The sequence below is a fragment of the Bradyrhizobium sp. Y36 genome (assembly GCF_002531575.1).
Lineage (GTDB): Bacteria > Pseudomonadota > Alphaproteobacteria > Rhizobiales > Xanthobacteraceae > Bradyrhizobium.
Map to the genome: position 1 here is coordinate 155,385 of NZ_NWTI01000010.1, position 14,160 is coordinate 169,544.

General features: G+C 62.8%; 12 protein-coding genes and 2 pseudogenes. 9 read left to right on the plus strand and 5 right to left on the minus strand.

Features of this window, described 5'->3' with window-relative positions:
- Nucleotides 1–96: 96 nt before the first annotated feature.
- Nucleotides 97–264, minus strand: coding sequence for a hypothetical protein (locus CO669_RS35705; RefSeq protein ID WP_158228776.1), 168 nt, complete (start codon nucleotides 262–264; stop codon nucleotides 97–99).
- An 861-nt stretch (nucleotides 265–1,125) separates the two neighbouring features.
- On the opposite strand from CO669_RS35705, the gene CO669_RS18655 reads away from it, so the two are divergent.
- Entirely contained in the window at nucleotides 1,126–1,959 is an 834-nt protein-coding gene (locus tag CO669_RS18655; protein ID WP_097661398.1) for a GIY-YIG nuclease family protein, read from the plus strand.
- Nucleotides 1,960–2,370: 411 nt separating this feature from the next.
- Here the strand turns inward: CO669_RS18655 and CO669_RS18660 are convergent, their stop codons facing one another.
- Both CO669_RS18660 and CO669_RS18665 read right to left on the minus strand, forming a co-directional pair.
- Nucleotides 2,371–3,468 (minus strand): hypothetical protein, encoded by a 1,098-nt coding sequence (locus tag CO669_RS18660; RefSeq protein ID WP_097661399.1) that lies wholly within the window; start codon nucleotides 3,466–3,468, stop codon nucleotides 2,371–2,373.
- A gap of 97 nt (nucleotides 3,469–3,565) precedes the next feature.
- Entirely contained in the window at nucleotides 3,566–3,907 is a 342-nt protein-coding gene (locus tag CO669_RS18665) for a hypothetical protein (protein ID WP_097661400.1), read from the minus strand.
- 363 nt (nucleotides 3,908–4,270) lie between these two features.
- Between CO669_RS18665 and CO669_RS18670 the strand changes: the two genes are divergently transcribed.
- Nucleotides 4,271–4,945, plus strand: coding sequence for a class I SAM-dependent methyltransferase (locus tag CO669_RS18670; protein WP_097661402.1), 675 nt, complete (start codon nucleotides 4,271–4,273; stop codon nucleotides 4,943–4,945).
- 128 nt (nucleotides 4,946–5,073) lie between these two features.
- Here CO669_RS18670 and CO669_RS36645 read toward each other — a convergent pair.
- Nucleotides 5,074–5,299, minus strand: a pseudogene (locus CO669_RS36645) (DNA-directed RNA polymerase subunit alpha C-terminal domain-containing protein); the annotation flags it as partial.
- Here CO669_RS36645 and CO669_RS18680 point away from each other — a divergent pair.
- From CO669_RS18680 to CO669_RS18715, 7 genes and pseudogenes are all read left to right on the plus strand, one after another.
- Complete coding sequence (locus CO669_RS18680) at nucleotides 5,265–6,170, plus strand: AAA family ATPase (protein ID WP_502694493.1); 906 nt, start codon at nucleotides 5,265–5,267, stop codon at nucleotides 6,168–6,170. The pseudogene CO669_RS36645 and the gene CO669_RS18680 overlap by 35 nt on opposite strands.
- Before the next feature lie 339 nt (nucleotides 6,171–6,509).
- Nucleotides 6,510–8,495: a Qat anti-phage system ATPase QatA gene (gene qatA, locus CO669_RS18685; protein WP_097661405.1), complete on the plus strand. Its 1,986-nt coding sequence runs from the start codon at nucleotides 6,510–6,512 to the stop codon at nucleotides 8,493–8,495.
- Entirely contained in the window at nucleotides 8,482–9,486 is a 1,005-nt protein-coding gene (gene qatB / locus CO669_RS36540) for a Qat anti-phage system associated protein QatB (protein ID WP_097661407.1), read from the plus strand. Before qatA ends, qatB begins: the two co-directional genes overlap by 14 nt.
- A complete protein-coding gene (gene qatC, locus CO669_RS18695) occupies nucleotides 9,486–10,889 on the plus strand; it encodes a Qat anti-phage system QueC-like protein QatC (RefSeq protein WP_097661409.1) in 1,404 nt (467 codons plus the stop codon). The genes qatB and qatC overlap by 1 nt, the downstream gene beginning before the upstream one ends.
- Nucleotides 10,886–11,623 (plus strand): Qat anti-phage system TatD family nuclease QatD, encoded by a 738-nt coding sequence (gene qatD / locus CO669_RS18700; RefSeq protein ID WP_097661411.1) that lies wholly within the window; start codon nucleotides 10,886–10,888, stop codon nucleotides 11,621–11,623. Before qatC ends, qatD begins: the two co-directional genes overlap by 4 nt.
- Before the next feature lie 599 nt (nucleotides 11,624–12,222).
- A pseudogene (locus CO669_RS36390) lies at nucleotides 12,223–12,672 on the plus strand (hypothetical protein).
- 2 nt (nucleotides 12,673–12,674) lie between these two features.
- Complete coding sequence (locus tag CO669_RS18715; RefSeq protein WP_097661415.1) at nucleotides 12,675–13,406, plus strand: SOS response-associated peptidase; 732 nt, start codon at nucleotides 12,675–12,677, stop codon at nucleotides 13,404–13,406.
- A gap of 211 nt (nucleotides 13,407–13,617) precedes the next feature.
- Here CO669_RS18715 and CO669_RS18720 read toward each other — a convergent pair whose 3' ends face one another.
- Entirely contained in the window at nucleotides 13,618–14,013 is a 396-nt protein-coding gene (locus CO669_RS18720; RefSeq protein WP_198964098.1) for a (R)-mandelonitrile lyase, read from the minus strand.
- Nucleotides 14,014–14,160: the final 147 nt, after the last annotated feature.

Consider the following 14,160-nt stretch of genomic DNA (forward strand, 5'->3'; position numbering starts at 1 on the left):
TAGAAAATGCATTACACCGGCAGAAAAAACCTAATTCAGCCGACCCCCGGCAGAAAAAGCCTCACTCCGCCTGGCGTCCAATGATGGCAGCTTGAACTAGCGGCCGGCGCCGTCGAGCAGTCGCTGGATCTCCCGGTCGAGGTCGACCTTGGGAGCCTTTCGCGCGACCGAGAACCCCTCCGGGAGCATGGCCTTCAGGACGTGGACGAGAGCGCCGAGAGGTGCATTTTGAGCGCCGCCGCGATGCATGGCGGGATCATCCACCGACAGATCAGCAGCAGCAGCTCGGTCACCGCCGCGCCTTCTTGGCGGGCCTCTTGGCCTTGCGCCGGCGCGGCTTCGGCCTGGATGGCACCTCGGCCGGCGGGTCGGGGAAGTGAACGAAGCTGATCGGCTGCTTCAGCCCGGCTTCGCTTTCGTGAACGGTGGTCGTCGGCGGTTCTAGATCGTCGGACTTGCCTTTCGCCTGATCGGGAGCGACGCTAGTGGGACGAAGGACCCTTGGGAAGCAAACATGAGAGCATCAAGTCACCCCTGTGATCGCTTGTTGTCAGATGCAGTTGCTGCTTTCGAGCGTATCGCGAGCGGTCAGCCTGCAAATTGCGCAAAGGAGGTCACTGACGCCCTGATCAAATACGACCTAATTCGGCCAGCCGTTCAGGTGGTTGGGCGAGACTCATTAGGGCTCGTTCTCCGTCATGGGCATTCGTTGCTCCCTGATGTCGAAAAGCAGTGGAAATTCTTGCGAGGCGATGGCGCGGAACGAAGCCTTTAAGCACCTTCCATTGCACGACAGCCGGCTGGACTATCTGTACTGGAACAAGGAGTTAGATGCGTAGGTCGCGGTGCCGACGTTGTGATGCACCTCATAAGAGTGTCAAAACACACATAAGTGCGTCGCGCTTTGCCGCCTGATCTTGTCAAAACATCGCCATCGGACCGAACGACATCAAGCGAACGAGTTCTCCGACGTTATCGTCCGGCCCTTCGTGGTTAAATCTTGGTGTACATCGACGGGCCCATCGACTGGGGCGTTGGATTCTTAAAGGTGTCGAGTGTCTTGACCTCTGGAAGACGATCCTGGGCAATCGGCCGACTAGGCCACAATTGTGTTAGAGGGCGAGAATGAGCGCCTCTGAGCCGCCGCCCTCCTCCCTTCGGCTATCGGACATTTGGTCGATAGCCGGTCCATCGGACTACAAGCTCCATTTTGCGCGCTGGAACGGACACAGCCAGCCTTTAGAAGTGTGGGCGCGCGACAGGGGAGAATGGCAAGGTTGGCAGGAGTACCGCCCAGCGCGCGACGAGTTCAATCGTCCGAAGATCTTTTCTCTCATCCAATTTTATCACGAACCGGACGCTTGGCTCTTCGGTGGCGTGTTCTGTGTGTCGGAACGATTGTCAGATCGGTATGTGGTGATGCTGAGCGAGGAAGGCGGCGGCTTCATCGGTCGTCTTAAACTCCGTTCTTCGTACCGAGAGCGCGCGACGCGGGTGAATTTCGAAAACCATTACTCCAGCTTGGAGGTCCTGGAGCTTCTTCGGGAGCCCTATACGGGTCGAAGCTTTCCAGGCTTTGAGAATATCGACCTTGCGTTCGAGGAGCTTGAGACGCTTGTCCGGACAGGCCGCCCCGATTGGAAAGCAGCTCTAAGTAGCGTCAAAGGCATCTATCTGATCTCCGATACCAATACCGGAAAGCGGTATGTGGGCTCAGCTTATGGATCGGAAGGGGTATGGGCCCGCTGGTGCAGCTACGCTTCCACGGGTCACGGGGGCAACGTCGAACTCACCGCTCTGGTTCGCGACCCTACGCTCGAATACTGCCGAAACAATTTCCGGTTTGCCTTACTCGAATATCGCGCGAGCCCGACTCCTGATGAGACCGTCCTTGAGCGAGAGGCCTTCTGGAAGCGGATCCTGCTGACGCGCGGTGAGTACGGTCTTAACCGCAACTGAAGTCGGTCACCCCGCACGTCGAACGTGGCGCCGCAAGTGATGCAGCTCGGGGGGCTTGCGCAAAGCGCTGGCGGAGAGAGTGGAACTCTCTTCGCGACATCGCCATACGCGCGAAAATCGCCGAAAAACAAGGATTCTCGAAAAGCCCGGCCGGACTCTGTGACCACCGCTGTGTACCACCCGTTCGGCGATTCGGACCGTCAATCTCGGCCGATTTCGAGGCGTTTTAAGGTTCGGCCGACCGAGATCGATGCGACGGTCGCATCGTCGAAAGCACTCCTGCACGGCAGAGGTCTCGATCTTGACGCGATCGCGGCCGAGGTCAGCTACAGCGGGGGCACGCCACCGATTTTATTGAGGGAGCGTCCGGGTAAAGGCGTCAGGGACCTGCGCTCCGACTGGCGATAGCGGTCACTTCGGCTGCTGCAGATCCTTGAACCACTCGCCCAAGAGGCTCGTCGACCTGAGAAATCCGGCACAGATCGGCAGGAGCGTCAGCAAGGGAATGCCTTCGATCCGCATTAGATGCGTCCTGAAGCTGGCATCGGTGACTTTCCCGTCTTTCAGTCTGGTGCCGAAGCGTTCGTTTCGGACAGCCCCTTCGTAGACGTTGAGCGCCAGATCGAGATGCGAAAGCTTCACGTCGCGTATCGCTGTCTTGTTTGGCGCGTGCGTGTCCAGATGGATACACCGGCCGACCATCAAACCGTCGGGGGCATCGGGGGCCGGCAACTCCTCGATCATCATGCTCACGATGTCGCCGCGTCTCTGCGCTCGGATTTCCAGCCTGCGTAGTCTCTCGATCTCATAGTCAATAAACGGCGCTGGATTTCTCGGGTCCAAGGCATCCTTTTGCAGCACGTATTCGCCGTATTCTCGCTGACCGGGATACATGTCAAATTTCATCAAAGCGTCGAAGCGACCGGGCGCAATCACCGCTTCGGTCAGCATCATCGGCGGCTTCTGGCTGTAGAAGCGATTGGGAGCGAGCCGCACGAAGAACGGTGACGTCGGATTGTTGCGCCTCAGCCACTCGACGAGCGCCGGATCGAGCTCGTCGGCGATTTTCCCGAAGCCCTTCGGGACCGCCACGACCTCGCTTCCAAGCTCCTGAGCGAGGGCGGCGAAGTCGATCAATTCGCCGTCACGTACGCTGCTCCAGAGCGCCGGCGAACCGCTAAACAGGGGATCGGTGCGCCTGTACGGCGCGCACGCCGTACGCATTCTCAGCTTCAGGACGGCGCGGGCCACCTCGGCCGCGAACGCGTAACCGCCGAGTTGGACATCAGTCGGCAGGGCGACGGGAAAGAATCCGAGCTGCAGTTGCCAGTTCAGCGTGTCCCAGTCGCCGACCGTCAACATCGTGCTGCGGAAATCGACGCATTCGATGACGGTCTGGTCTCCGTTCCCGTAGCGATCGCCGAGAACTTTCGCCGCATAATCCGTCAGGTCCACGTATTCGCCGGCGATCCGGGCAATGCGCTCGATATATTGGTCAAGGTCGATCATGGTCGAGATGTGGGGTGGTCCGCGACTCGGATCAACATATCGCGCAGAAGCCCCGCCAACGGCGGGGCTCCCTTCCGGCTACGGACGTCGACCGGCGCTACGCGACCAAAGCTGGCTGCGGGCGCACCATCGTCCCGTCGATCCATAATACGACCTTTCCGGACGCGATTAGCGGCGCCATCATGATTGCAAGTCGACGCGCCGCGTACGTGCTTCCGACCGTGAAGCGATGGCGGTAACCGTTCGCCACGGCCCGGTCCGTCAGCCCTTTCGATCCGCGAAAGCCGGCGACTTCCTGGATCTCGAACTGCACGTCCCACCGGACGCGCCGCGGACGGACTTCGTCCCGAATTTCTATACTGATCCGATGCTCGCGCGAACTGCGGACCAGAACTGACTTCAGTCGTTTTGTCGTCGGGAATTTGAGAATCTTGCTCAATCTAAGTCTCCTGAGGTTTGATAAACCCTTGGAGACACGCGGCCCCCATAGGGGCTGCGGTTAGCCTGACTACCAGGGCCAGGTCGGGAGCCGTCACGATCGCGATCGGCCGCCAATTCGAAAAGATTGGCTCAGCGCCTTAAATATAGCGTAGTGGATCCGCACTTCAAGGCCGTTCCGGACCCCGGCCGGTCCCCGCGGGAACGTGCCTGCAGAGCGACGATGGGCGGTGTTCAATCGTTGACCTCGGGAAACAAGCAGCCGCGTTGATACGATCCCGGCCGCCGACATCGCGCGATTAAGCCCTTCAGCGCGAGACGACTTGTGCTAGTCATCGCGGGACCTAGACAATGGCAGCTCGCTTTGACAGCCACAACCATTGCCCACCCGCAAGCCTTCATCCGCGCCAACACCCGGCTGCGGTCGGTGCCGCTGGTGCCGGAAATCGCGCTCTTCCTGGCCGATGAATCGTTGCCGATCTGGCAGCAGACCGAGGACGAGCTGAACGAGGCCGGCCTTCCCCCACCCTTCTGGGCCTTTGCCTGGGCGGGCGGCCAAGCGCTGGCGCGCTACGTGCTCGATCATCCGGATACCGTACGGGACCTGCGCGTGCTCGACATCGCTTCTGGCTCCGGCCTCGTCGGCATCGCGGCGATGAAGGCCGGCGCGGTCGGGGTGACAGTGTCTGATATCGACACCTTCGCGATCGCGGCGACAGAACTCAATGCGGAGGTCAACCAGGTCCACCTCACGTCGTGCGGCGAGGACGTGCTCGATACTCAACCAAACGACCGATGGCAGACCATCCTAGCGGGCGACATATTCTATGAGCGAGACACTGCGGCGCGTGCCTTTGCATTTCTGGCTGACCATGCGCGCGCCGGCGCGACCATCTTGATCGGCGACCCCGGGCGCACTTTCCTTCCAAAGACAAAACTTGTTCGACTTGCCGACTATCGTGTACCGGTGACCCGCGACCTAGAAGACGCCGAAATCAAGAATACGGCGGTTTGGACAATCTCGCCGGATTCTCTGTAAGTTGAGTTCGTCGAGACCACGACTGAATCCGCGCAACGCAGAAAGCCCGTTCTGCCGAATTTCGTCCATGACCGAGCCGGCGGTGGCTTCCGGCACAGCGATACTGCGATAAAGCCGTATGGTGCCGCTCAAGCTACCGCCTTGATCGGCCACGCAGACAAAACCATCCCAAGGTGCAGCCCAAACTGGCGAGAACATCCTTGATCTCGATGAGCGATTTCCGGCCAAAAACTAGGGCTCCGCAATAGCTCAGCCTCGGACCCTGGACCATCTCGCCAACTTATGCATGACATCGTTCTTCAGGCAGTTAGCGGACCGGATGGAAAGTTCGAGGGTGTCCACCCGTTCGAACAGCTTGGCCTGCCCGCTGCGCGGCCCAGCTCGCCGAGCTCGGCGAACTCGACTCCGTGCTCAGCGATCGGAAAAGTCGGATAGCGAGAGGGCGAAGATCCTGACCAAGCTCGAATCCCTCAGCGTCATCGACGACAAGACGCTGGTCGTCGACGAAGCTTCGATGACCGAGCTGCCGACGGTCCACGCGATAGCAAAGCGCCTGGTCGCGGGCAGCCGCCTGCTTTTCTTCGGCGACGAGGCGCAATTGCCCCCGATCGGTTTCGGGCTCGTCTTCCACAAGCTGGCGCAGGATCCCGGCATCGCGCTGCGGCTGACCGAGGTTGCACCGCCAGGCCGAAGCGACCGGCATCCCGCCCGCCGCAGCCGTCCGGTCCGGCCGCTGCCCGCGTTCTCCGAGTTCGCCGGCGCGGCCGCGGGAGTCTCGTTCGTGAATGTCGACCACTCCGCGCTGGACCGCAAGCTCGACGAGGTCATCGTCAAGCTCGCCGGCGACGACGAGGTGATCGTCGTCACCGCCAGGTCGCGGGTGCGGCCGCGAACGCGGGCATCGTCGGCACATAGCCGACGGCCGTCCCGAAGATGCGAGGCTTCTTCGGCCGCCGCTTCTCGGTCGGCGAGCCCGTCATCTTCGTCAAGAACGATTACCGCGCCGGGCTCTGGACGGCCTGCTCGGCCAATCGTCGTGATCGATCCCGACGAACGGACGATCGACATCCTATTCGACGGCGACAGCCAGCCGAAGCGGATGGGAGACGAGCACCTAGTCGACCTCGATCTCGCCTACGCCGTCACATGCCACCGGATGCAGGGGTCGAGCGCGAAGCGCGTCGTCATCCCGATCTACGAAAGCCGGCTGCTCAACCGGTCGTAACTCTACACGGCGATCACCCGCGCCGAAGAGCAGGTCGTCCTGGTCGGCGATCGCGACGTTTTCGCGAGGGCCCTCGCGAATCCTCCCGCGGTGGAAAGCCGAATCCACGGCTTGCGTTGGCCTCGAGACGCGCAGGCGACGGCTCCCTCTTCGATGTCTTCATGATCCCTGGAGAGCCCGAGCGCCTTCGCTCGGGCATCATTCCGCAACTGCGGAGACCGCTCCGTCTTCTTGTCAGCTTGCGGCGAAGCTCCGAGCAACCTAACTGTATACTTTTGGGGCGCGTTGCAACCAACGGTTATCGGCGACGCCTTCGCCGCATTGCGAAAAGGAGGGCCTGTGTCCGCCGAAAAGGTCACGCCGCTGGGCTATCTGAGCGATAAGGAAACCAAGGTCGATCTCCTCAACAACGAGGCAATCGCGAAAACCATCGTCCGACTGATCGCGGAGACGGCCGATTCCGCCGTGACGATCGGCGTCCACGGTGACTGGGGTGCAGGGAAATCCAGCGTACTAGAGATGGTCGAGGCCGCCTTCCCCGACGGAGGCGACGTCCTCTGCCTGAAGTTCAACGGCTGGCAGTTTCAGGGATTCGAGGACGCCAAGATCGCGCTGATCGAAGGCGTCGTGAACGGCCTCATCGAGAAGCGTTCGCTCACGACCAAGGCAGTGGAAGAGGTCAAGCGCGTGCTGAAAAGCATCGACTGGCTGAAGGTCGCCAAGAAGGGCGGCGGCCTTGCGCTCACGGCCTACACGGGCATTCCGATGTTGGGCCTCGACGACCTGGTCGGCTCCGTCGTCGACCGCGTGAAGAACGCCTTGACCGACAAGGACGCGCGCGAAGCGGCCATCAAGCAGATCGAGGAATTCAAAAAGGAAAAGAGCGACGAGGCCACCAGCAAAAGCGTGCCGACGGAAATCAAGGAATTCCGCGAGGCCTACAAGGATCTGATCAAGAAGGCCGGCATCAAGCGACTCGTCGTGCTGATCGACGACCTCGACCGCTGCCTGCCTCAGACCGCGATCGAGACGCTCGAGGCAATCCGGCTGTTCGTGCTGTGGGACAAGACGGCCTTCATCGTCGGCGCCGACGAAGGCATGATCGAGATCGCGGTCCGCGACCATTTCAAGAACCTGCCCGAAGTCGACGTCGCGTCCAGCAACGCAAGCGATTCCAATCAGAACTACAGGCGGTCATATCTCGAAAAGCTGCTGCAGGTGCCCTTCCGCATCCCCGCGCTGGGAGAAACCGAAACCGGCATCTACGTGACGCTCCTGTTGCTCGGCCGGGCCCTCGGCGAGGACTCGGAGGAGTTCACAAAGTTGCTGGCTCTCGGCAGGGCGGCCTTGAGCAAGCCTTGGGAGGGCAAGGGCATCGATCGCGACGCGATCAAGACCGCGGCCGGAATGCGGTTCGACGAGATCGTCGATGCCCTGACGCTGGCCGATCGCGTGAGTCCGGTGCTCGCCGCCGGAACGAAGGGCAATCCGCGGCAGATCAAGCGCTTCCTGAATGCCCTCGCCCTCAGGCTCGCGATCGCGGAAGCTCGCGGCTTCGGCAACGCCATCGAACAACCCCATCTGGCGAAGGTCATGTTGGCCGAGATGTTCCTGCACACGACGGTGTTCGACCACATCGCCACGACGGCCGCCAGTTCGGAGGACGGCATCTGCCCGGAGATCGCGCTGATCGAAAAGATCGCCGCCGGCGGCGGACCTGCATCGAGCGAAGAAGAAGCGGCGACCGAAGCGGGCAATCCCGTGATCGACGAATGGAAGACGCGCCCCGACGTCATGCGGTGGGCGTCGGTCAAACCGGACCTCGGCAAGGTTTCGCTCAAACCGTACCTCTTCGTGATCAAGGACAGGAAAAACTATCTCGGCTCCGCCGCACCGCTGCCGGCCAAACTCGCTGCGCTCCTGGAAAAGCTGCTCGGCGGCGACATGTCGGCCAAAGGGGCCCTCCCCGACGTCAAGAGCCTCAATGTCCCGGAGGCCATCCTGCTCTTCGATGCTTTGGGCAGGAAGGTGCGGGAGGCGCCGAATTTCGAGGCCCGACCGACAGCGATACCGGGCGTCGCCGTCGTGGTGGAGGCTCACCCGTCCCTTCAGGGCCGGTACGTCGACATCCTCGAAGCCCTGCCGCCCGACCGCGTCGGCCTGTGGGTCGCATCCGGACATGCTTTCGTGACGGAAGCGGCTCCGAAAGCCCGGATCGAAACCCTACGCGACAAGTGGAAAAAGGCGACCAAGAACCCGTTGCTGAGGGCCGAGCTGGAGCCGAAGAAACCGGCAAGAGGGAGCCGCGGCCATGGGAACGTCTAATCCCTTCAACGGCGGCAACAACCGCAATCCTCTCGTGCCCGACTGGGTCGGCGGGGCCGGACCGGATCCCGCGCCCCCGGGCGCTCATCCCCCCAGTCCCACGGGCGCACCAGGTGCTCCGGGTGGCGGCAATCCCGGCAACGGAAATCCGGCCGGCGCGAACCGAGGTGGAGGCGATCCGGGTACCGCGCCTGCGGCCGGCGGAAACGGCGGCGCTGCAGGCGAAGGCGACGCGCCGGCGCTGAATCGCTTCCAAAGCGCTCGCACCAACTTCTTCAAGTTCGCCAAATCCGGCGGGGGTGGCGGAGGCGGAGGTCGCGGCGGCGGGACCAACCGCAACCTGCGCCGCGCAGTCCGGTCGTTCGTCGGAAAGTCGAGCGGCGGTGCGCGCCGGGCCACGCAGCGCATGGCCGCGGAGCGCAGCGCCACCACCAGCCTGGGACGGATCCTTTCCACTGCCGGCACCGCCGGCATCCAGGAGACTGTTCGCCGGCTCGGCTTCGCGCAGTTGGCCACGCTGCCGGTCCAGGACATATACGCCGCCCTCGTCGACGTCATCTGCGAACCCGGCGGCGAGCTCGACGAGTCATTCGCCAGAGAGGCCTACATCAAAGCGTTGGCTGAAATCAGCGAGGCGCGGGCAAATCTCGAACGCCCGTCACCCGAGACCACCGTCTCCTTCCTGGCCTCCTTCATCACCAACGCGATCCAAAACCGATTGCTCAACGCGGTTGGAAACAAGGTGGTCGCGATTCCACGCGATGTCGCCGCTGTTCAGAACGTCGAACAGCAGATCAACGACTTCATTCGGGGCAACGTGAACGACGCGATGACGGAGGCCGGCGAAGATTTTCCCGTCGACATTATCGTGTCGACCATCGACGACATCTACGAACGCTCCATTGTCCTGTTGGAGGGGTCGGACCAGGAAGGTCCCGACGTCGGAACGACTGACGACCTCGAAGTGGAAGCCCATGAGGAGATCGCGTGATGACGGCCTACGCTTTGATAGGTCACATGGGACCGGCCGACCAGGCACCTGATCTCGCAGGACGCTGGCATGCCCAGTTCCGCATCGACCTTTTGAGCGGCAATCGGGCGCTGGGATATGGGATGGGTGGCGTCGTCCGGAGCCTCGGACGGCTCGGCGTCTATCCGAGCGAAGTCGGCGTCGACGTTCTCGTCCTCGCGGCGATGGTGCATGCCGCCGACACGCGCATCAATCGCGTGCAGACGTCGCAGGACGCGTGGACGCGCGAACTCGGCATCTGCGTGCCGGTATCCGATCCCGAACTATGGGCCGGGCAGCGCGCCTTGCTCGAAAAGACGCTCAGGTTTCTCACCGGAGACCATTGGACGGTCTCTTTCAGGCCACGCCCCGAAGGAATGGCCGACTTCGTCAGACGTCCCGTCGCGGGTCTACAGGACCACGGCTTCGACGGGGTTGCCCTCTTCTCGGGCGGATTGGACAGCCTGATCGGCGCGATCGATCGTCTTGAGCAGGGCTCCTTTCCCCTGTTCGTAAGCCATGGAGGCGACGGAGCGATCAGCAAGCCTCAGAAGGATCTGTTCGTGGATGTCGCCGCTGCGTACCGCGACGGCAATCGAGAACCGAGGCGGCTCCGCCTCGGAATGAGCTTCACCGACAAGATTACGCCGGGGGTAGGACGCGAGGAAAGCACCCGCGGTCGGTCGTTCCTGTTCATCGCCCTCGCCGCCGCGGCTGGGTCCGGGCTGGGTCGTCGCTTTTCGCTCGAAGTCCCGGAGAACGGCCTGATCGCGCTGAACGTCCCGCTCGACAGCGTCAGGCTGGGATCCTTGAGCACGCGCACGACCCATCCCTTCTATCTGCGCCGCTGGAACGAGTTGCTTTCGCACATCGGAATCGACGGCGTCATCGTCAACCGTTACTGGGATAGGACCAAGGGCGAGATGATGGAACGCTGCCTCAATCCGGACCTGCTGCGCGAGCTCGCCGGCGCGTCCCTCTCCTGCGCGCACCCAGCCGCCGGCCGCTGGGTCAAGTCGGCGGCCGGCCGGCATACCCATTGCGGCCATTGCGTCCCGTGCCTCATCCGCCAGGCTGCGTTCGACCACGCATGGGGCCGAGGCAACGATCCCACCGGATATCGGGTCGACATCCACCAGCATCGCTTGAGTACGCGGGCGGCGGAAGGCAAGCAGGTGCGGGCGTTCCAGTACGCGGTAGCCCGCCTCGCGGGACGCCCCGATCTTGCCCGCGTCCTGATCCACAAACCGGGACCGCTGCTCGAGGACATCACCCAGCTCGACGGGCTTGCCGGAGTGTATTCGCGGGGCATCATGGAGGTCGGCCAGTTGCTGTGCGACGTAGAGACGTTTTCACCGGCGGCAGAGGCCGAGATGACAGCATGAGGCTCGTCGATTTCCACTGCCACCTCGACCTGTATCCGGAGTTCGAGACGCTCGTCGCCGAAAGCGAGCGGCTCGGCATCTTCACGCTCGCGGTCACCACGACTCCGAAGGCCTGGGCGCGCAACAACAAGCTGGCCTCGTCGACCAAGTACGTCCGAACAGCGCTCGGCCTGCATCCCCAATTAGTGGCGGAGCGGTGGCGAGAGATCGACCTCTGGGAGCGTCTTCTCGACGAAACGCGATACGTCGGCGAAGTCGGTCTCGACGCCGGTCCCCGGTACTACTCATCGATGGATCGCCAAACCGAGATTTTCCGCCGCGTCCTGCGCTGCTGCGCACAGGCGGGCGGCAAGATCCTGTCGATTCACAGTGTGCGCGCGGCGCCCAAGGTGCTCGATCTGATCGAGGAAGAGGTTCCGAACGGCCGCGCGAAATTCGTCTTGCATTGGTTCACGGGTTCGGCCGCGGACGCTAGACGTGCCGCGGATCTCGGCTGCTACTTCTCGGTCAACAGTCAGATGCTGCAGACGGACCGTGGGCGGGCGCTGGTCTCCTCGCTACCCGTCGAACGCCTCCTCACGGAGACCGATGGCCCATTCACATCCGATGGCGACCGCCCTGCCCGGCCGCGCGATGTCGCGACGGCCGTGAGGCAATTGGCGACGGCGAGAGGCATATCGATCGAGGACGGCGCTGAAACCATTTTGCGGAATCTCAAGACCCTGACGGCCTAAGGACGGCAGCAATGGCGGATTACTTCAGCACCTGCTGTCGCCGGTACACCTAGGCCGCACGCGGCTGTGCGTCCTCTCGGGCAGACCTCCGGACCAGCGCTGAAGCTCGATCCGACGAAAAATTCGGGCGGCGGCCATTCCGGACTCGACCTTTTGTTCATGTTATGTTCTCATGAGGGATGGCAGCAGATCGACCCGCAAGCTGGCGCATGCCGAGCAGGAAAGAGATGGAAAAGCTGGCCGAGCAGTCTTCGGTGGGTAGGAACGCGTCGCCTGCGCCGGCGGTCGGCCCGGCGGATCCGTTGCCCTCCGCCTACTGGGACGCCCTCCTACGGGACGCGGGCGCCGACGCTAGACCGCCCGACCCCTTGATCCGGACGCAGCGTCTCTCTGAGATCACGCGCCATCTACTGCGGGTGACCTGCGGTAGGTGCAGTCGGATCGTCGAGATCCAGAAGGCGGACGCTACCAGGCTCTTCGGTCCGAAAGCCCTCTGGAAAGACGTCGGTCAGCGTTTGCTGGACAACACTTGCACGCAGCGCACCGGGCGCCATGAGGAAGATGGCTGCTCGCCGTCATACGACTGACGGCGCCCGGCCGTGGCGCCGAAGCACCATCCGACCCCGCTTAGCGGCGGCGACCGCAGGTCCTGCAGAAGTAGCTCGGCCGGGCCCGCGCCATGACGGGCATCCTCGCCGCCCAAGCCGCCGAGGCCCGTGCCAAAGGTGAGGCCCTCATCCGTCAGGCGGACAAATTACTCTGCGAAGCTTTCAACGAGCGACTCTGGGCGGACGGAGGCCCGATCAATCCCTCGCCGGCGATCGCTCAGGCCCTGAATGGCGGCTACCCTTGGCTCGAGATCGAGTGCTCGCGATGCAAGACCAAGTGGGACGTCGACTTGGCCGCGCTGCGCCATCCGCCCGACCACCTTCGTCCACGACCTGGCGAGCCGCCTCCGCTGCAGCAAGTGCGCCAAGGCAGGTCGCCGGCCCGCTGCCACGCTGCTACAGTTGGCGCAGCGCCCTCGCCAGGCCGCTCAGGAGACCTGACGATGTGCAATCTGTATTCAATCACCACCAACCAAGCCGCCATCAGCGCGCTGTTCCGCGTCGTCAACCGCTACGTCGGCAACCTCGCGCCGATGCCCGGCGTCTTTCCCGACTACAAGGCTCCGATCGTGCGCAATGGCGCCAATGGCCGGGAGCTCGCGACCGCGCGGTGGGGCATGCCGTCGTCGTCGAAGGCCCTCATGGACGCCACGAAGAAACGGGCCGACAAGCTGCAGGCCAAGGGCAAGGAGGTCGATTTCAAGGAATTGCTCCGGATGGAGCCGGATTCCGGAACCACCAACATCCGCAACGTGAAGAGCAAACATTGGACCCGCTGGCTGAGTCCGGCGCACCGCTGCGTCGTTCCCTTCAACTCGTTCAGCGAGTTCAATAAGGCCGAGGGCGGCGATATCTGGTTCGCACTCGACGAGAGCCGTCCGCTCGTCTGCTTCGCCGGCATCTGGACCAACTGGACCTCGGTCCGGAAGGTCAAGGAAGGCGAGACCACCAACGACCTCTACTCGTTCCTGACGACGGAGCCGAACGCGGAGGTCGGTGCCATCCATCCGAAGGCGATGCCGGTGATCCTGACGACGCCTGATGAGGTCGAGACCTGGATGACCGCACCGGCCGACGAGGCATTGAAGCTGCAGCGGCCGCTTCCGGACGGAACGCTGCGGATCGTCGCCCGCGGCGTGAAGGAAGATATCGTCGGGCCAGAAAAGGCACCATGACTGAGGGCGCAAACCCTCAACATCAGCCGCTGCGGGTGGCATTCGGCTGGCTCCCTCTCGATTTCGAGAAGCGCACGCCGTCTTCTTGAGCGAATGGGTTCAGCAGGCTAACATAAGCGTTGCACTCACCCACAAGCCTTCAGCTTAGCGCCCGGGACATCGGCTAATGCTGGATGGACAACCATCTCAAGATTAGAACCGCCCAGCCCAGTTACTTGCGGTATTGCTCGTCACCCACCTTTTCCATCCAGGTCACCGGACTTCCGTTCAAGGATTCCTGGATGGCGATATGGCTCATGGCCGTCGCCGGCGAAGCCCCGTGCCAGTGCTTCAGGCCGGGCGGAAACCAAACCACGTCGCCGGGGCGAACCTCTTCGATGGGTCCTCCGTCCTTCTGCACCCATCCAAAGCCCGAGGTGATGATCAGTGTCTGGCCGAGCGGATGCGTGTGCCAGGCCGTGCGAGCGCCCGGCTCGAACGTCACATGAGCGCCGCTTACCCGCGCAGGGTCGGGCGCCTGGAAAAGCGGGTCCACGCGCACCGCTCCGGTAAACCACTCAGCCGAGCCCTTGGTGGAGGGCCGCGATCCGCTTCGCTTGATGTCGATGTCCATGTCCTCATTCCTCTGTTTCGCGATCGACGGCTCCGCGCCGGCTCTCCTTGCGATGTACGCGGCGAGGCCAGCGGCCGTGGCCACCATGATGCCGCGACGCGATGCGCTCTGAATCATGCCTCGGCTATTGTGGTCTCTTTG